This is a genomic window from Solibacillus cecembensis (assembly GCF_050272495.1).
GTDB classification, from domain to species: Bacteria; Bacillota; Bacilli; order Bacillales_A; family Planococcaceae; genus Solibacillus; species Solibacillus cecembensis.
On record NZ_JBNNMF010000027.1, the window covers coordinates 1 to 26,109 of the forward strand.

The window sequence follows — 26,109 nt, forward strand, 5'->3', positions numbered from 1 at the left end:
GCGAAATTAAACAACCAGTCGCCGGTTCAATACCGACAACTGGTTGGATAAATGCTTTTTTGACCTCTGTCTTATATACGGGGGTCAGTCCCAATGCTGTGACCTTTTTAATATGGTTATTTAAAACCTGCTGTAACTTCATCCCAATTAAGCGTGCCGTTTTGTGCTTGTTTGCGACGATCTTCAGTCATGATATCAGAAGGAGCACCGTTTGCCCAATCTTTATCATGATTTTTCCAAACTGGGCGATCTTGCGTTAAAATGTAAGCTGCTAAATCCGCTGCTTCTTGGTCCGATAACGATTTTTCTCCGCCAATTGGCATGTAAGCTTGGATATAACCAGCCATTTTTGACAGACGTGCTATACCTGCGCCATCATTAAAGGATGTATCTCCCCATAAAGCTGGACCTACATTTGGACCGTTACCTGAACCATCTGCTGCGTGGCAGGCGATACAAGATTTTTGGTAAAGTGTTTCACCATCTGAGACACTTGGTGTAGGAATGACTTTCATATCCACTGATTTTGCATACGGACGCTCGCCGCCAATTTCGACACCTTCAGAAATATATTTAAAATAAGCGACCATCGATTTTAATTCTTTACTGTTCGTCTCAAATTTTTCGCCGTTCATACTGCGAACCATACAACCGTTTATGCGTTCTTCAATTGTGATAATATCATCTGGACGAGGCATGTACTTTGGATAGTCTGCCATTACTCCTACAAGTGTAGCAACTTCTGTTAATCCAGCACCTGCGTGACAGCTTGTACAAGATAAATTTGCCCCGACTTTATCGGAAGCCGTACTATGTGTTTCGTTAACTAAATCATATCCGTATAAAATTGCTTCTTTCATAGGTCCATCTGGTACATCGTCCATACTAGGTGGATTAAATGCTGCTTTATTGGAAGGAGCTCCAGCATTAACTTGTTGAATCGTAACCTCAGATACTTCTAAATTTGCTATTTCTTGATCGATAGTAGCTGAAACAAATTGATTGTAAACAAAGATGCCACAACTTATTGATATAATAATTCCAATGACTGACATGAATAAAGATTTGATATTCATGCTACTCACTCCCTTCTTGTTACCTTGATTTTATATTTTATACTAAAAATTTGCTGTGAGAAAAATCACAATTTAACGTGAAAAAGGTTTAAAAATGAATTTGATACAAATTATTCACATTTAAATTCGGAAGGAAAATTATTTTAATATCATTAAAAACTAGTTATAACAATACAGAAAGGTGATATTTAATATATTGATATATCTTCATAATAACTTAACATTCATTTGTTATAATAAAAGATAAACGAAAAAAATAGTGGTCGAATATATCAAATAACTATCAAAGGTGAAGCAGATGCGTCAAAAAGTTTTAGTAGTTGAAGATGATTTATTATTACAAAATATAATGAAAGATGGGTTAACACGTGCTGGTTTTGATGTTATAACAGCGAATGATGCGGAAAAGGCAGTGGATTTATTTTTAATGGAATATCCATGCTTGATTGTACTGGACTTAATCCTCCCAGGTATGTCGGGTGAAAAATTTTGTGAATGGGTACGCGAGCAGGGAAGAAATGAAGTATCGATCATAATGGTTTCGTCCAAAAATAAAGTGGCGGATAAAGTGAATGGTTTAAAAATAGGCGCAGATGCGTATATTACAAAGCCTTTTGAAATGATTGAGTTAACTGCTAAAATGGAAGCGGTTTTGCGTCGGACGGGATTATACTGTCAAAAAATCGTGGACCGTGGTTTATGTATTAAACCGAGGAAGGGTGAGGTTATTCTTCACGATGAGATCATCCATTTTACGAAACATGAATTTTTATTGCTGTATCATTTAATGGAGCACCCAAATATGATTTTTAGTCGACAAGATTTAATTAATTATTTGTACGGTTACCAGGAGAAGGATGTTCTAGATCGAACAATTGATGTTCACATTAAAAAAATTCGGTCAAAAATTGAAATGAATTCAAGTAGGCCAACACGTATTCAAACGGTTCGTGGAATAGGCTATAAATATGTAAACGATTAACTTTTTCATTGTGGACTAGTTAATTGACAAAATAGGCCCATCAACATTTGCTATGTTGATGGGCCTATTTTTGATACGGAATAATTTCGGGAAGCGGTGCATATTTAGAAAAGAGCACGAATAAAATTAAAAATGGCCGCAAGTGTATCGAGCTATACCAGTTGTTTGTTAGCCTTCATAATACAGGCTTTTCAAGAACTACATGTTCATGAACTGTAAACATTTCAATGGGAGATATATTTTTTAACTACTTATTTTCACCATTGGAGAAAATAAAATGATAGAACTATTTTCTTTCATTAAAAAGGAAATATTTTTATAAATTTTACAAAGGGAGCGAAACGAATGAAGGGATTAAAAAATTTTATATTTCTTTTTGCGATGATTTTTGTGTTAGCAGCATGCTCGAATGATGATTCAACAGAACCCGTGAATGAACCAGCAAAAGAATCAACTGAATCTAGCACTGCTGGAGATAGTAACAAACCAACTAGTGAAAAAGCGCAAGAATTAGTAATTGCTGTGAATGAGAACTTTATTTCAATGGACCCCCATAATACGGGAGACACGAATTCAAACTCCGTGCAAGCAGCCATGATGGAAGGGCTATTAGGGTTTGATGCAGAAGGTCAAATTATTAAAGTGTTAGCTGAAGATTACACAATTAGTGAAGATACAATGACGTATATATTTAAGCTGAAACAAGGGGTTACATTCCATGACGGGGAAGCCTTTAATGCGGAAGCGGTTAAAACGAATATTGAACGAATTACAAATGATAGCAGTCTACGTTTATATTCACGTGGATTTAGCTTAGTAAATGGTGTTGAAATTTTAGGAGAATATGAAATAAAAGTAACTTTATCTGAACCATATGGTCCCATGGTGACACGTTTTGCTGTTGCAAAAATGATGAGTCCAAAAATTATTAAAGAAAGTATCGAGGACATTCCGAAAAATCCAGTTGGAACGGGTCCATATAAATTTGGGAAATGGGTGCAAGGTGATTATTTAGAAATTGAACGTTTTGATGAGTATTGGGGTGGTGGTGACCGCGTGGATAAAGTGACGTTTAAACCAGTACCTGAAAATGGTTCTCGTGTAGCAATGTTAAAAACAGGGGAAGCGCATGCCATTTATCCTGTACCAGCACAAAATCAAGCTGAACTTTCGAATACAAAGGACGTAAAGGTTAATTCTGTGCCATCAACAATTGCACGTTATGTATCATTAAATACGTTTTCAAAACCGCTTGATGATATTAGAGTGCGACAAGCGTTCAACTATGCGGTAGATAAAGACGCGTTTTTAAAAGTAGTTAATTCTGGATTAGGTGTACCACTCGATTCGATTATTCCATCTAAAACGCTTTATTATAAGCAACAACAAGTATATAACCAAGATATTGAAAAAGGGAAAGCTTTATTAGCAGAGGCGGGATACCCAGATGGATTGGAAATTGAAATTTGGGGAAATACCAACTCTGACACGATGAAAGGTATGCAATTCATCCAACAACAATTAAAGCAAATTGGTGTTACGGTCATCATTAAATCAATGGAAGAAGCGACTCTTTCTGATGAAATTTACGGTGCGCAAACACCAGAAGAAGCGAAATTGAAAATGTGGTATGTAAGCTGGTCGTCGTATGCATCGGATGTAACAAACGCGACGAAACCGTTATTCCATAGCGAATCATTCCCACCAAACAGTGCAAATACGGCTTATTATAACAATCCAGAAACAGACAAAATGATGGATGAGGCAAACTCGATTTCAGATGAAGCAAGAAAAACAGAGCTTTATGCTAACTTGCAAGACACAATTTATAAAGATGCACCATGGATTTTCCTAGGTGTAGATGAAATTTTATATGGTGTTCGATCAAATGTAAGCGGTGTTATTGTGAACCCAACAGGTGGCTTAGACGTTGCCAATGCGAAAATTAATTAGTTGAGGAAAAGGTGGCTTCACAAAATAGGGAAGTCACCTTTTTATCAAATTGGAAAGGGGAGTATAAATGCTGAAATATATTGTGAAACGAATTGTTGAAATGATACCGATACTAATTGTTGTTTCCATATTGACGTTTTTATTCATCCATCTAATTCCAGGGGATCCAGCTCGTTTAGTTGCGGGAAAAGATGCCACATTAGAGGAAGTTGAAAATGTTCGAAAAAGCTTGGGCCTTGATAAACCAATTATTATGCAGTATTTCAGCTATATGAAAAATTTAGTTTCTGGGGAATTAGGAACTTCCTTAACAACGGGCTTACCAGTCATTGATATGTTCAAAACAAGGTTTATGCCTTCGATTTATTTAACGTTTTTATCGATGTTTTGGGCGACAATTCTGGGGCTATTGATCGGCATTTTCTCAGCAATCAATAAAAATAAATGGCCAGATTATTTAGGGATGGTAACAGCGGTATCAGGTATTTCTCTTCCAGGTTTTTGGTTAGGTTTAATCCTAATTCAAATTTTTTCAGTTACTTTTGGTATTTTACCTACGGGTGGATTGAATGGTTTTAGTAGTTATATTTTGCCATCCATCACATTAGGTGCAGGAATTATGTCGATGATTGCCCGCTTTACGAGGTCTTCCATGTTAGAAACGATGCAGTCCGATTATATTCGTACTGGACGTGCGAAAGGGTTAAAGGAACGGACAGTAATCGTGCAACATGCGTTAAGAAATTCACTCATATCTGTTGTTACCGTAGCGGGACTTCAGTTTGGCTTTTTGCTAGGGGGATCCGTTGTGGTAGAAACCGTGTTTAGTTTTCCTGGCATGGGCAGGTTGTTAATTGATTCGATTTCCTTCCGAGATTATCCAGTCATTCAATCAGCCTTATTATTATTTGCTTTTGAATTTATTCTTGTGAATCTCATAGTGGATATTTTATACACTAAATTAAATCCGAAAATTCAACTTCAATCGTAGGGGGAGAGGATATGCAGTCATCATCACTTGTAAAACAGGACGCCATTGTTGTGAAACATGCAAAATACTCTCCCATAAGAGAATTTTGGAGAGCGTTTAAAAAACAAAAAGCTGCTTTAGTCGCAAGTATTTTCATTGTGCTGTTAATTGTCATCGCATTTATCGGACCATACATAGTACCGTATGATCCCTTTGAGCCAGATTACAATGCGATTTTGGAAACGCCGAGTGCCAAACATTTAGCTGGCACAGACGAATATGGACGGGATATTTTCAGTCGATTAATCGTTGGCTCAAAAATTTCATTAACCGTAAGTTTTAGTGCCGTATTTTTAGGATTAATTCTCGGGACGATTTTAGGTTTAATTAGTGGGTATTTTGGAGGCTGGATAGACAAAATCATTATGCGTACATGTGATGTTTTATTTTCATTCCCAGATTTATTATTGGCCATTGCTATTGTCGCTATTTTGGGGCCAGGAATTAATAACGTAATCATTGCAGTTATGGTTTTTAGTATTCCATCATTTGCGCGCTTAGTGCGAGGGGCAACGCTGAATGCAAAAGAAAATGTATATGTGGAAGCAGCCAAGTCGATGGGAGCCTCGCATGTTCGAATTATGTATAAGCATATTTTCCCTGAAACGATTAGTGAGTTAATTATTTTTGTCACAATGCGTGTTGGAACGGCTATTCTTGCTGCATCGAGTTTAAGTTTTTTAGGACTTGGAGCGAGCCCCGAAATGCCGGAGTGGGGTGTCATGTTAAGCAGTGGTAGAGATTATTTAGGGACTGCGACACATGTTGTTTTAATGCCGGGTATTGCCATATTTTTAACTGTTCTTGCCTTTAATTTAATTGGCGACGGTTTACGCGATGTATTAGATCCGAAAATCAAAAATAATTAATCAAAGTAGGGAGGAGGCGCACGTGAACGAAAACGTTTTAGAAGTGATAAATTTAGAAACCATTTTTAAAAGAGATCAACAGGAAATCAAAATTTTACGTGGGGTCAATTTTTCGATTCAAAGAGGAGAAGTACTTGGTCTTGTTGGAGAGTCAGGGAGCGGGAAAAGTATTACCTCCTTATCCATTATGAAATTATTTCATGGCACATCGGGGGAAATAAAAAACGGCTCTATCTCATTTCATGGAACGGATTTAACAAAATTGGATGAAGCAAGTATGCGTCAATTACGCGGGAAAAAAATTAGTATGATTTTTCAAGAGCCGATGACGTCACTCAATCCCGTCTTAAAAATTGGTAAGCAACTAACGGAATCCATTGAAATGCATATGAAACTTACGCGAAAACAAAGTACTGCACATGCGATTAAAACATTGAAAAGCGTTGGGATTGGTCGGGCAGAAGAGCTGATGAATGAGTACCCCCATCAGTTATCTGGTGGAATGCGTCAAAGGGTTATGATTGCAATGGCCATGGCGTGTGAGCCTGAATTATTAATTGCAGATGAACCAACAACAGCACTCGATGTGACGATTCAAGCGCAAATATTAGAGTTGATGAAGCAATTAAAAGAAAAAAATGACACGGCAATATTATTAATTACCCATGATTTGGGTGTTGTGGCCGAAATGTGTGACCGGGTTGTTGTTATGTATGCCGGGCAAGTCGTAGAGGAAGCGGATGTGTTTGAACTATTTGCCAATCCGAAACATCCGTATACGAAAGGTTTGATTAATTCGGTCCCTAAAATCGGTGATCGAAAAGAAGTATTAGATTCAATTCCTGGAAACGTACCATCACCTCAAAACATGCCACAAGGTTGCAAATTTGCACCGAGATGTTCAAATGCGATGGAAAAATGTCATGAACATGAGCCTGAAATAGAGACGATTACAGAATCTCACTTTTGTAGCTGTTGGTTATATGCAAGTAAGGAGGTGGCACTCCATGCAAAATAAACTATTACAAGTGAAAAATTTAAAGAAACAATTTCAGGTTGCCGGTGGGATGTTTGAAAAGAAAGAGTTTGTGAATGCCGTTATTGATGTATCTTTTGAAATTAAAGAAGGAACGACATTTAGTTTAGTTGGGGAGAGTGGTTGCGGAAAATCTACAACAGGAAGACTCATTACGAGATTAATCGATCCGACTTCAGGAAGTATTACGTTAAATGGCAATGAAGTGGGGTATTTAAAGCAATCGGAATTAGGCGATTTGCGTGAAACGGTGCAAATGATTTTCCAAGATCCATATGCTTCATTAAATCCGAGAATGAAAGTAAAAGAGATTATTGAAGAGCCCTTAATTATTCATACGAAACTTTCTAAAGGAGAACGTGAGAATCTCGTTTTAGAAATGTTAAATATCGTAGGCTTAAACACTGAATATGCGAATCGTTATGCGCATGAATTTAGCGGAGGGCAGCGGCAGCGAATTGGCATTGCGCGGGCATTAATTACAAAGCCGAAGTTAATTATTGCCGACGAACCAGTTTCAGCGCTGGATGTTTCGATTCAATCCCAAATATTAAACTTATTAAAAAAGCTGCAACAGGAATACCAGCTATCCTATTTATTCATTTCACATGATTTGAGTGTAGTAGAGCATATAAGCCATGAGATTGGTGTCATGTATCTCGGTTCAATCGTTGAAATCGCAACGAAGGAAGCATTATTTGTCAACCCATTACATCCATACACGAAGGCGCTAATTGCATCTGTTCCTGTTGCGGACCCTTTACTACGTCGAAAAAAGGAAACGTTAAAGGGCGATATTCCGAATCCGAAAAATCCGCCGACTGGATGTACATTCCATACGAGATGTCCAATCGCGCAGGAGCTATGTAAATTAGAAGTACCAAAAATGCGACAAATTACTGAGCAGCAATCGGTAGCTTGTCACTTTGTAGAAAAAATAGAAGAGGTGTAGAAAATGAAAATTGGATTAAGTACGTATAGCATGGTAAAAAAAATGAAAACAAATGAAATGTCTGTATTGGATGTATTAGATTGGGTTGCAGAAAATGGCGGGGAGCATGTTGAATTAGTGCCTTACGAATTTTCAGTTGTCGATAATTATGAACTCGCTACGGCTATTCGTGACAAAGCAAAAGTATTAGGACTTGAGCTATCTGCCTATTCATTACCTGCCAATTTTGTACAGGAAACAGAAGAGGAATTACTAGCTGAAGTGGAAAGATTGAAAAAGCATATCGACGTTGTGCATCATATGGGCATTAAAATCATGCGCCATGATGTCACATTGTTTACAATGCCGAAAGAAAATATGACGATTCATTACTATAACGAGCATTTAGATAAAATGGTGCGCGGGAGCCAGCTGTTAGCGGATTATGCCAATCAATTTGGGATTACGACGACGATTGAAAACCATGGATTTAATGTCCAAACAAGTGACCGTGTGCAACAGCTTATTCATGCAGTAAACCGCGATAATTTTAAAACGACGCTGGATGTCGGGAACTTTTTATGTATTGATGAAGACCCATTAGTTGGCGTAAAGAAAAATTTACCTTACGCAGCAACGGTTCATTTTAAAGACTTTTATATTCGTCCTTTTTACGAGCATCCAGGTGGTGGCGAATGGTTTACAACGGTCCATGATAATCTCATCCGCGGCGCGATTGTTGGTCATGGCGATTTGAATATTCGTCAAATTGTTAAGCTTGTTAAACAATCGGGCTATGATGGCTATTTGACGATCGAATTTGAAGGAATGGAAGATTGCCAAACTGGATCAAAAATTGGGATGGACAATGTTCGTAGATTTTGGGAAGAATGTGAGGTCGTAAAATCATGAAACAATTGAATGTATGCGTAATTGGGGTAGGTTCGATTTCAGATTTCCATTTAAAGTCGTATGAAAAAAATGAATCCGTTCATTTATATGGTGTATACGATTTCTCACTCGCCCGTGCACAAGAAAAGGCAGATCAATATGGCATTGAAAAAGTATTCAGCTCAATTGAGGAATTATTAGCAGACCCTAAAGTCGATGCGGTTAGCATTTGTACATGGAATAATACCCATGCAAAGTACGCAATGGCGGCGATTGAAAATAACAAACATGTTTTAGTTGAAAAACCATTATCCATGACGTATGAAGAAGCATTAGAAATTCAAAAAGTAGCGCAAAAAAGTAACAAAGTGTTTCAAGTGGGATTTGTGCGCCGATTTGCAACGAATACAACGATATTAAAGAAGTTTATTGATAATAATACGCTCGGCTCAATTTACTTTGCAAAGGCAACATGTCTTCGCCGCATCGGAAATCCAGGCGGTTGGTTTGCGGATAAAGATAAATCAGGAGGCGGACCTTTAATTGACCTTGGTGTGCATATTATTGATATTTGCTGGTATTTGATGGGCAGACCGAAAGTGAAGCGGATTGTCGGGCATACGTATCATCATTTAGGTAACCGAAGCCATGTTGAAAACTTGTCATTTTATAAAACAGCAGATTATGATGCAACGAAAAATTCCGTAGAAGATATGGCCAATGCACTCATTACCTTTGAAAACGGCGCGTCCTTACTTGTAGATGTATCGTATACGCTGCATGCTGCAAAGGATGAACTAGCTGTTAAATTATATGGAACAAACGGTGGGGCAGAGCTAGAGCCTGAACTCAAAATTGTCAGTGAAGCTAATGAAACAATTGTCAATATGCATCCGCAAGTGGATCATTTAACATTTGATTTTGCTCATGCCTTTGAAACCGAAGTTAACGCCTTTGTGAAATGCTGTTTAGAAGGAAAAACGTCGGAAGCTCCTGTTGAAGATGGCGTGGAAATCATGAAAATTTTGGAAGGTGTTTACGAATCTGCCCGTCTTGGTAAAGAGATTGTTTACGAATGATAGGGTATGCGTTAATGATTTCCCAATAAAATGAAAATATAGCAAATGCACTACCTATCATAAAATGGTTGTAAATGAGTTTTCTTAGGGGGGAATCAACATGAAGAAGCAAGATCAAATGCAAATGAAAAAGCAAAATAAATACATTGTCTTAGATGCGATTCGCCAAATGGCACCTGTATCCAGAATTCAGTTATCCAAATATACAAAAATGAGTCCAACAACAATAACGAGAATTGTACAGGAGTTAGAGCAAGAAGGGTTCTTATATGAAGGGCTAACAGAAGAAACATTAATCGGAAGAAGGCCAACACTCATTCATCTTCGTGGCGACGCTTTATTTACAATTGGCATCGAAATTGATTGCTTCGTCATTAAAATAGGCATTGTCGATTTTATCGGTGAATTGCTTGATTTTAAGGAAGTAAAATGTAATGTAAAAAACCACTATGAAGATGCGCTTGATATTATTCAGCATAGTGTCAATGAGCTGCTGGAGGCCAATGCCGTTTCCACAGAAAAACTGCAAGGAATTGGGATTGGCATACCAGGAGTTATCAACCATGATGAAGGAATCGTCCTTTCATCAGAGCAATTACTTTGGAGAAATTGCAATATTGCTAGTGATTTGAAAGAAAGATTCGATTGTGATGTCGTTGTCGATAATGAATTAAAAATGCAAATCTTAGCCGAAATCGGCGATGTGTATGCCCCTACGTTTTCCAATTGTATTTTAGTGGGCATCGGTACAGGCATTGGGGCTTCGATTTTATTAGATGGCGAACTTTACCGGGGAACGCATAATCGTGCAGGTGAAATTAGTCATATTACCGTCAATTTAGAAGGAGACGGTGAGCACTGTCATTGTGGCAAGCGCGGCTGTTTATCCTTATATATTTCTGAAAGTGCTCTCTTAAAAAGAGCGCCTAAAAATATCGATTCAATCGAACAATTAGCAATGAGCATGATTGCAAAAGAACACTGGGCACTCGAAATTCAACAGGATGTGGCCTTGTATTTAGCAGTGGCTATCAATAATTTGGCGTGCTTATATGAGCCCGAAGCCATTATTGTAAGCGGTGAAATGGTGGAACATAACGAACTTTTCCAACAAGAACTTCGCGAAATGTGTTCGCAGTATATTTGGTCAGACATTCAACAACATTTTGATTTACAGTTTTCCAATCAAGCGAAAGTAGGTGTTGTGAAAGGGGCAGCACTGCAAATTCAAAAGCAAGTAATCAATTACGCCTCGGCGTAATTGCGTCCAGATTTTTTTTCGAGTCGGCTCGAAAATCCACCTTTTTAAAATCTGTGACATCCGCCGGGGCGTTAACTTGCTTCTGCTGAAGCAAGTTAACTATTTAAATAGAGGATTGTGATGTAATGTGAGCTTCGAAACGTTTGTAAAAGAATATCGTGGTGGCATTTTAGAAAACATTCACATAGGCCAACTTAGCTGTGTGAATGGAGCGAAAGAAGAAATTTACTCGGTTGGGCAAAATCATGAACCCGTTTATTTTCGATCCGCAGCTAAACCATTTCAAGCAATTCCGATTTTTTTAAAAGGTGCGATTGAAAAATGGGGCATAACACCTGAAGAAAGTGCGCTTTTTATGGCATCACAGCGCGGTGAATTATATCATCAAGAACGATTGCAATCCCTGATAAAAAAACTACCATTTAAAGAAGAACAGTTAATTTGTGCCGCTTCTTATCCGTTGAATGAAGGTGCAAAAGAAAAGTATATACATGAAAGGCACGAAAAAAGGAAATTATATCATAATTGTGCAGGGAAACATTTAGGTTTTTTAACAGCTTGCTTAGCAAATGATTATCCATTTGAGAATTATTGTGACATCGACCATCCGTTGCAGCAACAAATAAAAAACTGCATCATGAACTTGAGCGAAGTAGCGGAAGACCAGTTAATTTTAGGGGTGGATGGTTGCGGGGCACCGAATTTTGCCATCCCACTTCGAAATATGGCAATTGCTTATTTAAAGTTAGCGAATCCCCATTTAATTGAAGATGAAAAAATGAGAAATGCGGTTATTCAAATTGTGAATTTAATGAATGGCTATCCAAATATGATTGCATCTGAGAACTTTATATGCAGTACGTTGCTAATGGACTCGAACATTGTAGCAAAAGGTGGCGCACAAGGAGTATATTGCTTTTCCTTAAAGAAGGAAAAATTGAGCTTTGTATTTAAAATTATGAATGGCTCTGAAATGCCTTGGTCGATTATTATTGCCAATTTATTAGAACAAATTGATTATGCAAATAAAGAGACAATCAAAAATGTGAAAGCAATTCGTTCCAATCATATTAAAAATGATGCGGGTGTAGTGGTCGGAGAAATTGTATCAACCATCCAGCTATTCATATAGGCGTTTTTAGTGATTTAATGGAAAGTAAAGGTAGCTATTGGTGATTCTTCGCCGTAATTTGAGGTTGATTTTCATGTCGATAAGGTCGTGTTTTCGCAAGCATAGTTTCAATTCGCTATGCTTGCGGGAATCGCTATTTATCGGCTCTAAACCATTTGTCATCCTCAACTTGTGGTGATGATCCATATTTAAATTTTCCTCCCCTAATGATTGCGATTGGACGAAGCAACCGGCTTACTCTAATCGCGTTTTTTTTATGGGCTAAATTTTACGTAATGAATCTTTACTTGCAACCGAGAATCGATATCGTTATAATTCCTAGTAGCATGATATAGATTGAGGGGTTAAATGATGTTACATCAATTTTCGCGTAATGAACTTGCGATTGGTAAAGAAGGATTAGCGCAATTACAAAATACAACAGTAGCGATTTTAGGGATAGGCGGTGTCGGATCGTTTGCGGCGGAAGCTTGTGCACGTAGTGGTGTGGGGCGTATCGTATTAGTCGATAAAGATAATGTCGATATTACGAACGTCAATCGTCAACTTGTTGCCTATTTATCGACGGTTGGGAAATCAAAATCGGGAATTATGAAAGAACGTATTGCCGACATTAATCCAGCGTGTGAAGTAATTGACATGCATATGTTTTATACAGATGAAACGTATGAGCAATTTTTTGAGCTAGGTATTGATTATGTAATCGATGCATCTGATACGGTTATGTATAAAATCCACGTCATTAAAGAATGCTTAAAGCGTCAAATTCCAATTATTTCAAGCATGGGTGCAGCAAATAAAATGGACCCAACGCGCTTTAAAATTGCGGATATTTCGAAAACGCATACGGATCCACTTGCAAAGGTGATTCGTACAAAGCTTCGTAAAGAGGGCATTCCAAAAGGTGTTCCTGTTATCTTTTCAGATGAGTCACCGATTGTCGTTCGTCCAGACGTTGTGGAGCAAGTAGGGAAGCCGGATGCACAAATTCGCAAAGCCCAAATGCCACCTTCATCCAATGCATTTGTTCCGTCTGTAGTAGGTTTATTTGCGGCGAGTTGGGTCATTAATACGATTTTAAAAGATATCAAAATTACTCGCGTGCAAGATTAACTAAATCGTCAAATAAAATAGTAAAGGCAGGAATGTTGATTACATCAAATTCCTGCCTTTTGTATTAGAAAAAAGTTCAGTGGTACTATTTTCAAGCCATAATTTTAAGGGCTTGTTGATAAGTATCCTCAATATTTTCCGTAATTAGATGTTGCTCCTGGTTAACTTTTTCAAGTACAACACTCAATTCATCAATCGAAATAGAGCTTTGTTCAATAATTGCCGCAAATTCACTCGTTGCCATTTCAATAGACTTACTATTCATCTCAATAGATTGGGCACTGCTTGAAAATTGCTCAAGTCTTTGCTGTAAATTTTTCATCGCGCTAAACAAATCGGTGAAAGTTGAATTGGAATGTTCCACCATCTGCACTTGATTCGCGATATGCGAAATCCCACTTTGTAGACGATTTAGCGTTTCCTTATTAAATAAATTCACTTGCGCCAAGTTTTGGTCGATTTTGCTGACCGTATCGTCTGTAATGCCCGCGAGTTTTCGAATTTCCTCAGCCACGACAGCAAAACCTTTCCCGTGTTCGCCAGCTCTAGCTGCTTCAATGGATGCATTTAATGCGAGCAGATTTGTTTGCTCAGTAATCTTTTGAATGGAAGCGGCAAAATTATTTGTTTCCGTAATTGTTTCTGAAAGGGATTGGAATGATGTATTAAGTTCGTCGAAAAAGTCAGTAAATTGATCGATTTCCTTTTTTAAACTTTGCATCACATTAGCACCGTCAACTGCATTTTTACTCGTATGCTCAGCCTCATTAATAATTCCACGGAGTTCTTCACCCATATTTTCAATTTCGGATGTAGTTGCCGCTGTATTTTGAACAATCGATCCAACATAATCCGATTGTTTATGAGACCCGACGCTCACTTCTTTAATAGAAGCCATCATTTGTTGATTGGAAGCACTTGCATTATTTGTACTATCTGTAATCAGTGCTAATTTGGAAGTAATTCCTTGAACAGAAGTTTCTAATCGTTGATGTAATGATACTTCATGTACAGCACGTTCATTTGCATCTCCCATAAGTTTTTCGACATTGACAAGCATTTTCTTATTTTGGCGAACTTGTAATAATAGAGCTACAGCCATTAATGTTTGGGTTACAAAAACATTGGCAGGGTCGACCGCAAAACCACTTGTATCCATTGTGAAATTAATAATTAAACTGAATGTTGAACCAATATAGCCGAATATTAAAATAGTAATTTTATTGTGAATACTGCCTAAAATGAGGATAAAAATACTTATAACAATTGTAGCAAGCGTCACTTTGTTTGAGATGATTGTCCCGTAATTCAAAACTACGCCTGCAAGTAAAACGACATAAGGGAAATACGGTCGTAATACATGAACCTGTCGTTGGATTAAGAAATAGACAAGTGCAATAAAACCAGGTATGAATAGTGAGAGTGCAATTCCAATTGGACGGTCGAGAATAAGTTGTGCAATTCCTCCTAAGCCCGTTGCAATACCAAAAACAATCATTAAAATTGTATTTTTTTCATAAAGGTCTTTTTTCGTGAGTTCATCTATCATTTTAAACGCCTTCTTTCAAATTAAGATTTCCATTTCAAATTTTTCCATTTCATTTATATATACAATAAATTCACCACTTTGTCACGTCAATTTTGAATAGTCATTCATTTTATGTTTTGATTATTTATTATTGTGGTAAAATGTCAATTTAAATAAAAAGGAGAATAAAGAATATGCATTTTAACGAACTGGAATATAAAGGTTTAAACTTAATGGACCAAGTAGGAACGGTGGAACTCGCCATAAATACTGATTTGAAAGTGATTCATGTTTTTGATACTCAACAAATCGTTGACCCTGAATACGATTTCCAAACAAAAAATTACCGATTAACTGATAGTTTTTTCAAGATGGCCAATGTCTTACTGCAAAAACAATTATTGGAGGAAAATAAAGAAAAATATTTTCAGTCAGGGGTGGATTCATATACTTGGATTTTTTATGGTTCTATAAATGCTGTCAAAGCATATAAAAATAAAGAGATGATATTTGTACCTTCTGGTGAACTTACACAATTGAATGAACAGCAATTAATGGATCAGAGTTATTATCCAAAATATGTATTTCGATTATTGTCAGAATAATGAATGATAGAATTACGTAAAATTCTATTAAAAGATGGAAAATGGTAAGAAAAATACTTTATTTCAATGATTTTCCCGTTTTTTTAGAAAGCTGTTTTTTTTTTGATATAGTAAAGATACGTTATGTAAAGGGCGTATGGGGATGTAAGTAGGGGAGGAATCGATGAATGAATATTGATGTTAAAAATGAGTTACTAAATTTGCCAAGCTTAAAATTTAAAGTTGATGAAATTGTATTTGATCATATTGATACAAAACCGAATTGGTCAAAAGCGTATTCAATGTTAGATGAAGTTTTACAAAAAATGGCGAATAATTATAATGCGTCCATTCGAAGAAATAATGGGGAAATTCCTAAAGGTTCTACCTATTGGGTGCTTTATATGGATATTGCCGCAAAGCTTATTTATTTTACAGGCTTATCACACGCTCATGTAATTGATGAACATGATGTTGAAGCGAAAATGCATATTGTCAAGCTGTATCAAAAAAGTGCAGCCTGCTTGCCGAATGCTTCATTAGAAATTAATGAAGAGTTTGTTGAAGAACTAATAAAAAGTATTGAAGTCATTTCACCTCAAAGTGATGTGCCAACTGAAATTACGACAAATCACTCGATTGAAGAGTGTTTAGCAGAATTTTATGCATTAACAAAAACATACGAATAATCAAAAACCCATTTTCTGTTCGATAGAAAATGGGTTTTAAACTTCCATTAATCTCTTCCTACTGTCTAAATGCCTTCAATTTTTCATAAATGGCAGCCATTCGCTTTTCTTCTCCTGCAATGACCGGTTTATAAAATTCTGTACCTACAAGATCATCAGGTAAATACTGCTGATTGACCCAGCCACCGAATGTACCAATTGGGGTGTTATGCGGATATTGATAGCCAACATGTCCTAGTTCCGTTGCCCCTGCGTAATGTGCATCCTTCAAATGGTTTGGGATTGCGCCTGTTTTGCCTACATGGATCGCTGAAATAGCAGCATCCAAAGCTTTATAGGCAGAGTTGGATTTGTCGGACAAGCACATCTCAACAACCGCCGAAGCTAGTGGAATGCGCGCTTCAGGAAGACCAAGTTTCACCGCCGCTTCTGTTGCCGCTTGAACATTTGTACCGACTGCTGGATTAGCAAGCCCAACGTCCTCATACGCCATGACGAGTAGTCGTCTGCAAACAGCTATTAAATCGCCACTTTCTAATAAATGAGCTAAATAATATACCGCCGCATTGACATCGCTGCCGCGGACCGATTTTTGGAGCGCGGATAATAAATTATAAAAATGAGAGCCGCCTTTATCCCCGAAAACCCCAATGCGCTTTGCTAATGCATCGATCGCATTATCATTTAATTGTGTTACACCATCCACTTCATCAGAGGCATAATAGACGGATTCTAATAAAGTTAATGCCTTTCTTGCATCGCCATTAGAAGCATTTGCAATTCGTTCGAGCTGGTCGTCTGTCACGTCAATGGGAATTTCCCCGAGCCCCCGTGTATTATCTTCAAGCGCTAATTTTAATAAGTCGAGAATATCCTCTGTTGTTAACCGTTCAAGCTGTAAAATCTCCCCACATCTTGAACGAATGGCTGGATTGACATCATGAAATGGATTTTCCGTAGTCGCACCAATTAATATGATTGAGCCATTTTCAACATGGGGAAGCAGCGTATCTTGCTGGAGTTTATTGAAACGATGGATTTCATCTAAAAATAAAATGACTTTGCCACTCATCCGTGCATCCATCACAATTTGCTCGATATCCTTTTTTCCTGCATGTGTTGCGTTCAATGAAAAAAAGGGCAAATGGGAGCTTCCTGCAATGGCATTGGCAATCGACGTTTTTCCGACGCCAGGAGGACCATACAATAACATAGAAGGAACGTGCCCTTTTTCAATCATTTTAAAAAGCGGGGTTGGAGGACCGATAATTTGCTGCTGACCTACGATTTCTCGTAAATTGCGCGGTCTCATTTTGTATGCGAGTGGCTCGTTTTGCATTGATTTTCTCCCCTTTTTGTGATTTCGTCTATTCATCATAAAGTATTTCCGAGTGGAATAAAAGGAAATGTGCTATAATAATGCATATCAATGGACTAGAAAAAAGAGGTGTTATTATGAAAATTTCAACAAAGGGTCGTTATGGTTTAACGATAATGATTGAATTAGCAAAGCATTACGGAGAAGGACCAACGCCACTCCGTCAAATTGCTGCGGAAAAGGAATTATCAGAAGCTTATTTAGAACAACTTGTGTCGCCACTCCGAAATGCTGGACTTGTAAAAAGTGTTCGTGGCGCCTATGGGGGCTATATGTTAGCGCATAAACCAGCCGATATTTCTGCTGCAGATGTCATTCGCGTTTTGGAAGGACCGATTCAACCGGTAGAGGGAATAGAAAATGAAGAAGCGCCTCAGCGTGAGTTGTGGGGTCGAATTCGAGATGCTGTGAAACATGTATTAGATACGACATCTATTGAAGATTTAGCGAAATTTAGCGATTCAGATGCAATAGATGGCTATATGTTTTACATTTAAAGAAATTTTTACTAAAGGAGTTTTCACGTTTGATGAACACAATTTATCTTGATCATGCTGCCACATCTCCGGTTGCACCAGAAGTTATTGAAGCGTTAGCATCGACAATGGCGGACATACATGGAAATGCATCAAGTATTCATACAGACGGGCGCCATGCTCGTAAAGTATTAGATGATGCACGCGCGTCATTAGCGAAAAAAATTAATGCCAAAATGACTGAAATTATTTTCACTAGTGGTGGTACGGAAGCCGATAACACCGCTATTTTTGGCACTGCATATGCCCGCAAGTCGGAAGGGAAACATATTATTACAACGCAAATTGAACATCATGCTGTGTTACATTCATGTGAAAAGTTGGAACGTGAAGGGTTTGAAGTAACATATTTACCGGTTGATGCAACAGGTCGCGTTCGTATCCAGGATGTTCAGCAGGCGCTACGCGAGGATACGATTTTAGTGACAATCATGTTTGGAAATAATGAAGTCGGCACAATTCAGCCTATTGCAGAAATTGGGGCATTACTACGTGACCATCCTGCAACATTCCATACAGATGCTGTTCAAGCATTTGGTTTAGAGGCAATAGATGTACAAGCGATGCATATTGATTTATTAAGTGTATCTGCCCATAAAATGAATGGACCAAAAGGCATTGGTTTTTTATATGCAAAGCAAGATGTGAAGTTCGCAAGCTTTATGTATGGTGGCTCACAGGAGAAAAAACGTCGTGCAGGTACTGAAAATGTTCCAGCGGCAGTGGCGTTTGCGAAAGCAGCAGAGCTCGCTAGTGAAAAAGCAACAATGCGAAACGAGCAATACAAGCAATTTAAAGCCATTTTAATTGAAGAATTCCAAGTGGCGGAAATTTCTTTTCAGGTAAATGGTCACCCTACAGAAACATTATCGCATGTATTCAATGTGACATTTCCAGGAACAGATGTTGAATCGTTTTTAATTAATTTAGATATGGCTGGCGTGCTTGTATCAAGTGGTTCGGCTTGTACTGCAGGCACTATTGACCCATCACATGTATTGTTGGCGATGTTTGGCAATGATGCGCCAGAACTTCGTAGTTCCATTCGCTTCAGTTTTGGGTTAGGCTTAACAGATGCACTCGCTCGTGAAGCAGGTAAGCGTACAGCAGAAATTGTGAATCGACTTGTGAAATAAAGTAAAGACTTCGCGCCTTTTACGCGAATTTGTCTAAGAAAAGGTGAATAGTAAATGGTAGAAACAAGAGATCCATCACAAATCAGAGTAGTCGTAGGTATGTCAGGTGGGGTAGATTCCTCAGTAGCGGCATATTTATTAAAGCAACAAGGCTATGATGTTATAGGAATTTTTATGAAAAACTGGGACGATACAGATGAAAATGGTGTATGTACAGCAACGGAAGATTATGAAGATGTTATCGCCGTATGTAATCAAATCGGTATCCCTTATTATGCAGTAAATTTTGAAAAACAGTATTGGGATAAAGTATTTACTTATTTCCTAGAAGAATATAAAGCAGGGCGCACACCAAATCCGGATGTGATGTGCAATAAAGAAATTAAATTCAAAGCGTTTTTAGAGCATGCAATGAATTTAGGTGCTGATTATTTAGCAACTGGGCATTATGCACGCGTGGATCGTACAGATGACGAGGTATTCATGTTGCGCGGTGTCGATAATAATAAGGACCAAACGTATTTCTTAAATCAATTGACACAGGAACAGCTTGAAAAAGTTATGTTCCCAATTGGTCATTTACCAAAACCGGAAGTGCGTAAAATTGCAGAAGAAGCGGGCCTTGCAACAGCTAAGAAAAAGGATTCTACAGGAATTTGCTTTATCGGAGAGCGCAATTTCAAAGAATTTTTAGGTCAATACTTACCAGCACAGCCAGGCAATATGGAAACATTTGAAGGGCAACTGATGGGCAAACATGATGGACTTATGTATTATACATTAGGGCAACGTCACGGATTAGGTATTGGTGGAGACGGTGAACCTTGGTTTGTATTAGGGAAGGACCTTGAACGCAATGTTCTCTATGTTGGACAAGGTTTCCATCATGAGACGCTTTATTCAGAAGCGTTATCAGCAGTGAAAATGAGCTATACAACGAAAGCGCCAAAAACAGGTACGTTCAGCTGTACAGCGAAATTCCGTTACCGTCAAGAAGATTCTCCAGTAGAAGTAACAATTCGCGAAGATGGGACAGCCTTTATTGCATTTGCAGAAAAGGTCCGTGCGATTACACCTGGACAAGCGGTAGTTTTATACGATGGCGATATTTGTTTAGGCGGCGGTACAATCGACGAAGTATTTAAAAATAACGAAAAATTAACATACGTAGGTTAAAAAAATAGACAGATGTTCTTGAAAATATTGTTTGGAGTGACAGCATGAAAGTAGATTACAATGAAATTGGGATTAAAGCATTCCAAGAAAAACGTTATGAAGATGCAGGGCAAGCATTTACACAGGCAATTGAAGAAAATCCAGAAGAAGCAGTTGGATATGTGAACTTTGGTACATTACTAGCAGCTATGAATGATGTCGAACGTGCGGAGCGATTTTTCCAAAAGGCAATTACGGTTGATGAAAAAGCGGCAACCGCTTTTTATGGATTGGCTAATCTTTATTATGAAGCAGAGCGTTTTATCGAGGCGGCAAAATTATATCAAAAAGCAATTGATGCAGGAATTGAAGGCGCAGATGCTTACTATATGTTAGCCAAATGTTTTGAACGTGAAGAACAATATAAATTAGCATTACCATTTATGCAACGAGCTGCTGAACTAGCACCGAAAGATATTCAAATTCGTTTAGCATATGGTATTTTACTATGTACGTTAGAAATGTTTGATTTTGCAAAGCCAGAGCTTGATTTTGTCATTGAAGAAGACTGGAATAATGCGGATGCACATTATAACATAGGTGTCCTTTATGCTGTTTCGACACAAGATACAGAAAAAGCACAATATCATTTGAAGCAGGCTTTTACACTGCAACCGGAATTTGATCAAGCGCGCTATATTTATGACATGATCGGCCAACGATTAAATTAATAATAACTCACCATTTTCAGAATTGGAAATGGTGGGTTTTTTATTTTTTAAAATTTTCTGTTTTTTCTAGAAAAAGTAGTATTGTAAATATATGTTATGCAACAAATTTATGATAGAATATAATAATATTAATACGATTTTATTGGGAATGGTGGGGTTTTATGTACAAGGATGTAAAAAAAGAAGATGGTTTGTTTTTAAATTCTGAGCAACAATTTAACCGATTCCTTGAATTAACGGATGAATTAGAATTTTTCACTTTAATTCTGCCTATTAAAAAGCATCTCCACCATAAAACACAATTTTTGTATGATATTTGGTGTATTTTATCAAAACCTAAAGAAAAAAGAATTGAAAATCCAGAAAATGTGATGATTTTCTGCATTAGAAATAGTTTTATGAAAATGATTGAAAATTACCCAATGAAACGATATATCCAAAAAGCGGCGTTAGAAAATGAAAGATTAGCTTATATTTGTACGATTTATATTTTTAAAGCAGTAAATGAATATTTTAAGGTGAAAATTATGTCTAATGAAAGATTGGCCTCCAGTTTCGAAACGTTTGAAAAATACAAACCAAGGAGTATCCGCGCCTATTATAATGAACAATATCAAGGTGCTGAAAAATATCCAAAAGATTTAGCGAGATTACAAAGAACGATTATAACAGAACTTAATGAAATCTATCACAACAACATGGCGAATTTTCACTGGTATGTTAATGAAAAAGTCGATGAGGCAGAAAGAGTTTACGAAGCTGTTTTTGGATTGGTTAATGATTGGGGGGGGAGGTTTCCATGATTATTATCAATCAAATCGAGCATTTGAAAAGTTTAAATGGAAACCTGCAATATAAAGAGGTAATTCAGTTTGCGAACATTACATTACATATTGCATTAGAGCAAAAGCGTTATGCAGAGGCACTAAAATGCTATGAATTGTTAGCAAACGCGAGTCATGGTATAGGTGATATTTCTAGTTTTAGTGGAATTATGGTGGAGTATGAAAAGCTTTGTCTCATCCATGGAGAACCTCAAAATAAGATGACTTATTTTTATTTGTTAAGTATTTTAAATAGTATGGTAAATAATACAGAAACGATTATAGCGTGTAAAAAATCGATTCAATATGCAAGCTCATTAAATCATGTGGAACTTTTTGCGGCAAATTACGCAATGATCGCAGCGCAATTATCATTTTTTGGACAATTGGAACAGGCAAAAATAGCTGCACAACTAGCTCTCTATTATAAAACGAAAAACAGTAATACAGGGCCGCTGAAAGTGAAAGTTAATATGGGGTTGTTATATTATTATGCGGGTGTCAATAATTATCAACAATTTCAAAAAATTAAAAATGAATTACTGCAATATTTAGGGGAAATACCGTTAATTTATCATGCACAAATTGCTTTTTCAGAGGGAACTATTTTAGCGAAACAACAAAAATTTCATTTGAGTGGTATTGAGCTAACAAAGGCATATGTCATTTTTAAAGAACAGGGAAATACGATTGGTTTGCATCTCATTTTCAAAATAATTAATCGTTATCAATTGAAAAATTATGTTGAATTTTATGATGAGTCGTTTAGAAGTGTGAATGACGTGGGGATGGAATCAATTATTTACAAGCAAATTCAAAGTATTCCATCTGACATAGCACAAGATAATGTAAGTTCAACCTTTACTTATAAGTACCCGAATCTTCATACGGAAAAATCGATGGAAACGTATGTGAATGAATTACTGCAAGCGGAAAAAAATGTGTATTGTTTCCATTGGTCTTTTATTACGAATGAAATAGAGGAACTGTTCGGGGGGCAATTTGCGGAACAATTATTGTTTAAATTATTCGATGCTATTTATAAATCGACATCTGCATACGGCGTAGAATTTTTAATTTTCTCTCGTAATGAAGGTGAATTTATTGTAAAAGATATTTCAAATGATGATTTTTTTGCCTTAATTATGGAGCTTGAACAGCAATTACAGTCGATTGTTGTTCAGTTAACGCTGGGAGCTGTTGAAATTCCGATTCATTTCGGTTTTGTCGATTCGAAATACTGTCTTGAAGATGAAGTGACTTATGAAACATTAGTTACCCATGCAGATGCAAGCCTTTACTATGCAAAATCACATGGTCAATTGTATATGTATAGCTAGAAATGAAATAGTTCTCATAGTAACGAAAATATAGTTTGAAAATTCTACCTTGTTAACGTACAATTAGCGTATAGAAAAAGCGATGATGAAAGAGAGTAGTAAGCGATTGATTTTTTTAGAGAGCTAACGGTTGGTGAAAGTTAGTAAACAATGCTTATGAATGGACTTTCTAGCTGCACAGAGGAAATGCTGTGCCGTAGCACTCACGTTACGAGTATTGAAGTGGACTACTGTTTTGCAATCAGTATAGTAGTCAATGAAGGTGGCACCACGGCTCTCCGTCCTTTAGTTACGGAGGGCCTTTTTGCGTCTAGAAAAGTAGAGAATGTCCACAAAGCATGTTTGCATAAGTGGAAAAACAGTTGAGTTGAGGAGAGATTTTGATGAGAGTAGAGATGCAACAACGTTATGTTATGAAACAAATTACGGGCGATACGCTGACACCGATTTCCGTGTATACCGCTTTGAGTGGAAAAAATAAAGTGCTGTTTGAATCGAATGCAAAATTTAGTGAGAGCGGCCGTTATTCCTTTATTGCCGTTGATCCAGTTGGCGAGCTAAAAGGGAGCCAGCATCAAAGTTCTTTTTATAATAAGAATGGCAGCGAGAAAGTGTATGAACAGCCGGTTCTTCAAACGTTAAAGGAATTATTACCGATTCGCGAAAATGAAGCTTATCCCTTTGCCTTTTTTGGAGGGGCGATTGGCTATTTTGGTTATGAAACAGCGTATCATTTTGAGGAGATTGGCGACATTGTCAATGATGTTTATCATATGCCAGATGTACACGTCTTTTTTTATGATACGTTTATTGTAATCGATCATTTACTGCAACAAGTAACGATTGTGGCGATTGATTTATTTCAAGATGGGCGTACGGAAGAAGAGATGCAGCAGGCGGTTGAGGCGATTGAAAAAGTAATTCAGCAGCCGGTGATGACAAGGCCTTCCGAGTCGACGAATATTCGATTTACTCCGACACTTTCGAAAGACCATTTTATCAATATGGTCGAAACGGCAAAGGAACATATTCGGAACGGGGATATTTTTCAAGTTGTATTATCGCAGACGTTTGAAGCGAACATTGATGAACAGCCACTCGCGCTTTACCGTAAATTGCGTACGACGAACGCATCCCCGTATATGTACTTTTTAGATTTTGGGGCGTATACGATTTTAGGTACATCTCCTGAAAGCTTAGTAAAAGTACAAAATGGGCTCGTGACAACGAACCCTATTGCAGGGACAAAGCCGCGCGGAAAAACGGAGCAAGAGGATGCTGAAATCGCCGCTGCTTTATTAGCGGATGAAAAAGAAATTGCCGAACATAAAATGCTCGTGGATTTGGGACGCAATGATGTTGGGCGTGTAGCGCAAATAGGCTCCGTGAATGTGACAAAATACATGCAAATTGAGCGCTATAAATATGTTATGCATATTGTGTCAGAGGTGACGGGGAAACTGCGTGAGGATGCCCATGTAATGGATGTATTAGCTGCTAGTTTACCGGCTGGAACGGTTTCCGGTGCTCCGAAAATTCGCGCGATGCAAATTATTAATGAATTAGAACAGAGGAAGCGCGGCATTTATGCGGGGGCAATTGGTTATATTTCGACAACAGGCAATATGGACTTAGCACTAGCTATTCGGACGATGCTTGTAAAAGACGGAAAAGCTTATGTACAAGCGGGGGCAGGCATTGTATATGATTCTGTACCAGAGCTTGAGTATGAGGAAACGCTGAACAAAGCGCGTGCGTTACTGGAGGTGCGTGTATGATTTTATTAATCGATAATTACGATTCGTTCACATATAATTTATTCCATCAAATTGCTGCAACTGGTGAAGAAGTGCAAGTTGTACGCAATGATAAAATAACGATTTCAGAAATACAAGCACTCAGTCCGAAGGCAATTATCATTTCTCCTGGACCTGGAACACCTGAAAAGGCGGGGATTGTCATTGACATGATCCAGTCTTTGTATAAAGAATTTCCAATCCTCGGCATTTGTTTAGGACATCAAGCAATTGGTCAAGCATTCGGAGCAACGGTTAGTCGCGCCAATCAAATTATGCATGGGAAAACAAGTGAGCTAAATTATGCAGGTCATAGTTTATTTGCACAATTGACAGGGGCAGTAGAAGTGATGCGCTACCATTCACTCATTATAGAAAAAGAAACATTGCCAAAAGATTTTGAAGTAATCGCAACCGCAAAAGATGATGGAGAAATCATGGCAATCCAGCATAAAACGTATCCGCTGTACGGTTTACAGTTTCATCCTGAATCGATTGGGACAGAGGATGGATATAAGATGATTCAGGCGTTTATTGAAAAAATAGAGGTGTAAGTGTGATTCCAAAAAATAAACATGATGTAGAAGCAGTGAACGTTTTACATCGGATGCATGCAACTGAGGTGATTCCATTACTACCACAATTGCTCGAATGGATTCAAGACATGAATTGGCCAGTAGCAGAGCCGGTGCTGGAAGTGTTGTTGCAATACCCGACCGAGATTACAGCTCATGTAGAAGAGGTGTTACTTGGAGAGGATGATATGTGGATTTACTGGTGCTTAGTGAAGGTATTCCCAGCACTACCCTATTTCTCGAAGCTCGTACTTGCAAATGCCGTGGAGCAATTGGCTATGCAAAGAATCACGCCATTCAATGAGGATAATGTGCAAGCCGCAAAAGAAGCGCTTCAAAGTTTGGAAATAAATAAATAAGTAGAGGGGCGTCTAATCAATGGGAGGGAATTTGATTAGACGTTTTTTTGTGGGGAAGTTTTCGTGTAATCCCCTTCTAAATGAAAATTTCCATAATTTTGGTTGACTTGAAATCTGTACCAAGA

25 protein-coding genes and 1 other annotated feature are annotated in these 26,109 nt (G+C 37.7%); of the genes, 22 read left to right on the forward strand and 3 right to left on the reverse strand.

The genetic code is table 11. The features are described from left to right. Positions 1-116: 116 nt before the first annotated feature. Positions 117-1,076: a c-type cytochrome gene (locus tag ACQKIH_RS19000; RefSeq protein WP_427768256.1), complete on the reverse strand. Its 960-nt coding sequence runs from the start codon at positions 1,074-1,076 to the stop codon at positions 117-119. 298 nt (positions 1,077-1,374) lie between these two features. On the opposite strand from ACQKIH_RS19000, the gene ACQKIH_RS19005 reads away from it, so the two are divergent. The 11 genes from ACQKIH_RS19005 (at position 1,375) to ACQKIH_RS19055 (ending at position 13,353) form a co-directional block, all read left to right on the forward strand. Further along, the gene (locus ACQKIH_RS19005) at positions 1,375-2,058 is read left to right on the forward strand and encodes a response regulator transcription factor (RefSeq protein WP_057984048.1); all 684 of its coding nucleotides are present in this window, start codon (positions 1,375-1,377) and stop codon (positions 2,056-2,058) included. Between the two features lie 345 nt (positions 2,059-2,403). After that, positions 2,404-4,011 carry a glutathione ABC transporter substrate-binding protein gene (locus tag ACQKIH_RS19010; RefSeq protein WP_057984046.1) on the forward strand — a complete coding sequence of 536 codons (1,608 nt, stop codon included), beginning with the start codon at positions 2,404-2,406 and terminating at the stop codon, positions 4,009-4,011. 67 nt (positions 4,012-4,078) lie between these two features. Continuing rightward, a complete protein-coding gene (locus ACQKIH_RS19015) occupies positions 4,079-5,002 on the forward strand; it encodes an ABC transporter permease subunit (protein WP_057984044.1) in 924 nt (307 codons plus the stop codon). Positions 5,003-5,013: 11 nt separating this feature from the next. Further along, positions 5,014-5,910, forward strand: a complete 897-nt coding sequence (locus tag ACQKIH_RS19020; RefSeq protein WP_427768257.1) for an ABC transporter permease — start codon at positions 5,014-5,016, stop codon at positions 5,908-5,910. Positions 5,911-5,932: 22 nt separating this feature from the next. After that, on the forward strand, positions 5,933-6,928 hold the full coding sequence (locus ACQKIH_RS19025; RefSeq protein WP_057984039.1) for an ABC transporter ATP-binding protein: 996 nt from the start codon (positions 5,933-5,935) through the stop codon (positions 6,926-6,928). Then, positions 6,918-7,898 (forward strand): ABC transporter ATP-binding protein, encoded by a 981-nt coding sequence (locus ACQKIH_RS19030; protein WP_427768258.1) that lies wholly within the window; start codon positions 6,918-6,920, stop codon positions 7,896-7,898. The genes ACQKIH_RS19025 and ACQKIH_RS19030 overlap by 11 nt, the downstream gene beginning before the upstream one ends. 3 nt (positions 7,899-7,901) lie before the next feature. Further along, positions 7,902-8,789 carry a sugar phosphate isomerase/epimerase family protein gene (locus tag ACQKIH_RS19035; protein WP_057984035.1) on the forward strand — a complete coding sequence of 296 codons (888 nt, stop codon included), beginning with the start codon at positions 7,902-7,904 and terminating at the stop codon, positions 8,787-8,789. Beyond that, positions 8,786-9,847, forward strand: a complete 1,062-nt coding sequence (locus ACQKIH_RS19040) for a Gfo/Idh/MocA family protein (RefSeq protein WP_057984034.1) — start codon at positions 8,786-8,788, stop codon at positions 9,845-9,847. The genes ACQKIH_RS19035 and ACQKIH_RS19040 overlap by 4 nt, the downstream gene beginning before the upstream one ends. A gap of 100 nt (positions 9,848-9,947) precedes the next feature. Further along, positions 9,948-11,108 carry an ROK family protein gene (locus ACQKIH_RS19045; RefSeq protein WP_057984032.1) on the forward strand — a complete coding sequence of 387 codons (1,161 nt, stop codon included), beginning with the start codon at positions 9,948-9,950 and terminating at the stop codon, positions 11,106-11,108. A gap of 127 nt (positions 11,109-11,235) precedes the next feature. Beyond that, a complete protein-coding gene (locus ACQKIH_RS19050) occupies positions 11,236-12,240 on the forward strand; it encodes an asparaginase (RefSeq protein WP_427768259.1) in 1,005 nt (334 codons plus the stop codon). Positions 12,241-12,591: 351 nt separating this feature from the next. Further along, on the forward strand, positions 12,592-13,353 hold the full coding sequence (locus tag ACQKIH_RS19055; RefSeq protein ID WP_427768260.1) for a tRNA threonylcarbamoyladenosine dehydratase: 762 nt from the start codon (positions 12,592-12,594) through the stop codon (positions 13,351-13,353). 91 nt (positions 13,354-13,444) lie between these two features. Here ACQKIH_RS19055 and ACQKIH_RS19060 read toward each other — a convergent pair whose 3' ends face one another. Beyond that, on the reverse strand, positions 13,445-14,902 hold the full coding sequence (locus tag ACQKIH_RS19060; protein ID WP_427768262.1) for a methyl-accepting chemotaxis protein: 1,458 nt from the start codon (positions 14,900-14,902) through the stop codon (positions 13,445-13,447). Positions 14,903-15,075: 173 nt separating this feature from the next. Here ACQKIH_RS19060 and ACQKIH_RS19065 point away from each other — a divergent pair, with 173 nt between their 5' ends. Together ACQKIH_RS19065 and ACQKIH_RS19070 are read left to right on the forward strand one after the other, a co-directional pair. Further along, positions 15,076-15,486, forward strand: a complete 411-nt coding sequence (locus ACQKIH_RS19065) for an aminopeptidase (protein ID WP_427768263.1) — start codon at positions 15,076-15,078, stop codon at positions 15,484-15,486. 167 nt (positions 15,487-15,653) lie between these two features. Next, complete coding sequence (locus tag ACQKIH_RS19070) at positions 15,654-16,154, forward strand: GTPase (RefSeq protein ID WP_427768264.1); 501 nt, start codon at positions 15,654-15,656, stop codon at positions 16,152-16,154. Positions 16,155-16,212: 58 nt separating this feature from the next. Here ACQKIH_RS19070 and ACQKIH_RS19075 read toward each other — a convergent pair whose 3' ends face one another. Then, positions 16,213-17,493, reverse strand: a complete 1,281-nt coding sequence (locus ACQKIH_RS19075; RefSeq protein WP_427768265.1) for a replication-associated recombination protein A — start codon at positions 17,491-17,493, stop codon at positions 16,213-16,215. 116 nt (positions 17,494-17,609) lie between these two features. On the opposite strand from ACQKIH_RS19075, the gene cymR reads away from it, so the two are divergent. From cymR to ACQKIH_RS19120, 9 genes are all read left to right on the forward strand, one after another. Next, positions 17,610-18,029 carry a cysteine metabolism transcriptional regulator CymR gene (gene cymR / locus ACQKIH_RS19080; protein ID WP_057984021.1) on the forward strand — a complete coding sequence of 140 codons (420 nt, stop codon included), beginning with the start codon at positions 17,610-17,612 and terminating at the stop codon, positions 18,027-18,029. A gap of 32 nt (positions 18,030-18,061) precedes the next feature. Next, complete coding sequence (locus ACQKIH_RS19085; protein ID WP_057984019.1) at positions 18,062-19,204, forward strand: cysteine desulfurase family protein; 1,143 nt, start codon at positions 18,062-18,064, stop codon at positions 19,202-19,204. A gap of 54 nt (positions 19,205-19,258) precedes the next feature. Next, positions 19,259-20,380, forward strand: a complete 1,122-nt coding sequence (mnmA, locus tag ACQKIH_RS19090; protein WP_427768266.1) for a tRNA 2-thiouridine(34) synthase MnmA — start codon at positions 19,259-19,261, stop codon at positions 20,378-20,380. 44 nt (positions 20,381-20,424) lie between these two features. Further along, positions 20,425-21,090: a tetratricopeptide repeat protein gene (locus ACQKIH_RS19095; RefSeq protein WP_427768267.1), complete on the forward strand. Its 666-nt coding sequence runs from the start codon at positions 20,425-20,427 to the stop codon at positions 21,088-21,090. A gap of 161 nt (positions 21,091-21,251) precedes the next feature. Further along, a complete protein-coding gene (locus ACQKIH_RS19100; RefSeq protein WP_427768268.1) occupies positions 21,252-21,893 on the forward strand; it encodes an ATPase in 642 nt (213 codons plus the stop codon). Then, the gene (locus ACQKIH_RS19105) at positions 21,890-23,254 is read left to right on the forward strand and encodes a hypothetical protein (RefSeq protein WP_427768269.1); all 1,365 of its coding nucleotides are present in this window, start codon (positions 21,890-21,892) and stop codon (positions 23,252-23,254) included. The genes ACQKIH_RS19100 and ACQKIH_RS19105 overlap by 4 nt, the downstream gene beginning before the upstream one ends. Before the next feature lie 73 nt (positions 23,255-23,327). Next, positions 23,328-23,543 (forward strand) — a binding site (T-box leader). Positions 23,544-23,637: 94 nt separating this feature from the next. Further along, positions 23,638-25,032 (forward strand): anthranilate synthase component I, encoded by a 1,395-nt coding sequence (gene trpE, locus ACQKIH_RS19110; protein ID WP_427768270.1) that lies wholly within the window; start codon positions 23,638-23,640, stop codon positions 25,030-25,032. After that, positions 25,029-25,604 carry an anthranilate synthase component II gene (locus ACQKIH_RS19115; RefSeq protein ID WP_057984007.1) on the forward strand — a complete coding sequence of 192 codons (576 nt, stop codon included), beginning with the start codon at positions 25,029-25,031 and terminating at the stop codon, positions 25,602-25,604. The genes trpE and ACQKIH_RS19115 overlap by 4 nt, the downstream gene beginning before the upstream one ends. 2 nt (positions 25,605-25,606) lie before the next feature. Continuing rightward, entirely contained in the window at positions 25,607-25,984 is a 378-nt protein-coding gene (locus ACQKIH_RS19120; RefSeq protein ID WP_427768271.1) for a DUF5071 domain-containing protein, read from the forward strand. Positions 25,985-26,109 lie beyond the last annotated feature (125 nt).

Bases quoted from the DNA above. Each gene is read 5' to 3' on its own strand.
- ACQKIH_RS19035 (WP_057984035.1), top strand. From the start codon at position 7,902: ATGAAAATTGGATTAAGTACGTATAGCATGGTAAAAAAAATGAAAACA.
- ACQKIH_RS19070 (WP_427768264.1), top strand. From the start codon at position 15,654: ATGAATATTGATGTTAAAAATGAGTTACTAAATTTGCCAAGCTTAAAA.
- ACQKIH_RS19030 (WP_427768258.1), top strand. From the start codon at position 6,918: ATGCAAAATAAACTATTACAAGTGAAAAATTTAAAGAAACAATTTCAG.
- trpE (WP_427768270.1), top strand. From the start codon at position 23,638: ATGAGAGTAGAGATGCAACAACGTTATGTTATGAAACAAATTACGGGC.
- ACQKIH_RS19075 (WP_427768265.1), bottom strand. From the start codon at position 17,493: ATGCAAAACGAGCCACTCGCATACAAAATGAGACCGCGCAATTTACGA.
- ACQKIH_RS19015 (WP_057984044.1), top strand. From the start codon at position 4,079: ATGCTGAAATATATTGTGAAACGAATTGTTGAAATGATACCGATACTA.
- ACQKIH_RS19065 (WP_427768263.1), top strand. From the start codon at position 15,076: ATGCATTTTAACGAACTGGAATATAAAGGTTTAAACTTAATGGACCAA.
- ACQKIH_RS19095 (WP_427768267.1), top strand. From the start codon at position 20,425: ATGAAAGTAGATTACAATGAAATTGGGATTAAAGCATTCCAAGAAAAA.
- ACQKIH_RS19010 (WP_057984046.1), top strand. From the start codon at position 2,404: ATGAAGGGATTAAAAAATTTTATATTTCTTTTTGCGATGATTTTTGTG.
- ACQKIH_RS19105 (WP_427768269.1), top strand. From the start codon at position 21,890: ATGATTATTATCAATCAAATCGAGCATTTGAAAAGTTTAAATGGAAAC.
- ACQKIH_RS19005 (WP_057984048.1), top strand. From the start codon at position 1,375: ATGCGTCAAAAAGTTTTAGTAGTTGAAGATGATTTATTATTACAAAAT.
- ACQKIH_RS19000 (WP_427768256.1), bottom strand. From the start codon at position 1,076: ATGAATATCAAATCTTTATTCATGTCAGTCATTGGAATTATTATATCA.
- mnmA (WP_427768266.1), top strand. From the start codon at position 19,259: ATGGTAGAAACAAGAGATCCATCACAAATCAGAGTAGTCGTAGGTATG.
- ACQKIH_RS19100 (WP_427768268.1), top strand. From the start codon at position 21,252: ATGTACAAGGATGTAAAAAAAGAAGATGGTTTGTTTTTAAATTCTGAG.
- ACQKIH_RS19045 (WP_057984032.1), top strand. From the start codon at position 9,948: ATGAAGAAGCAAGATCAAATGCAAATGAAAAAGCAAAATAAATACATT.
- ACQKIH_RS19060 (WP_427768262.1), bottom strand. From the start codon at position 14,902: ATGATAGATGAACTCACGAAAAAAGACCTTTATGAAAAAAATACAATT.
- ACQKIH_RS19055 (WP_427768260.1), top strand. From the start codon at position 12,592: ATGTTACATCAATTTTCGCGTAATGAACTTGCGATTGGTAAAGAAGGA.
- ACQKIH_RS19085 (WP_057984019.1), top strand. From the start codon at position 18,062: ATGAACACAATTTATCTTGATCATGCTGCCACATCTCCGGTTGCACCA.
- ACQKIH_RS19040 (WP_057984034.1), top strand. From the start codon at position 8,786: ATGAAACAATTGAATGTATGCGTAATTGGGGTAGGTTCGATTTCAGAT.
- cymR (WP_057984021.1), top strand. From the start codon at position 17,610: ATGAAAATTTCAACAAAGGGTCGTTATGGTTTAACGATAATGATTGAA.
- ACQKIH_RS19115 (WP_057984007.1), top strand. From the start codon at position 25,029: ATGATTTTATTAATCGATAATTACGATTCGTTCACATATAATTTATTC.
- ACQKIH_RS19020 (WP_427768257.1), top strand. From the start codon at position 5,014: ATGCAGTCATCATCACTTGTAAAACAGGACGCCATTGTTGTGAAACAT.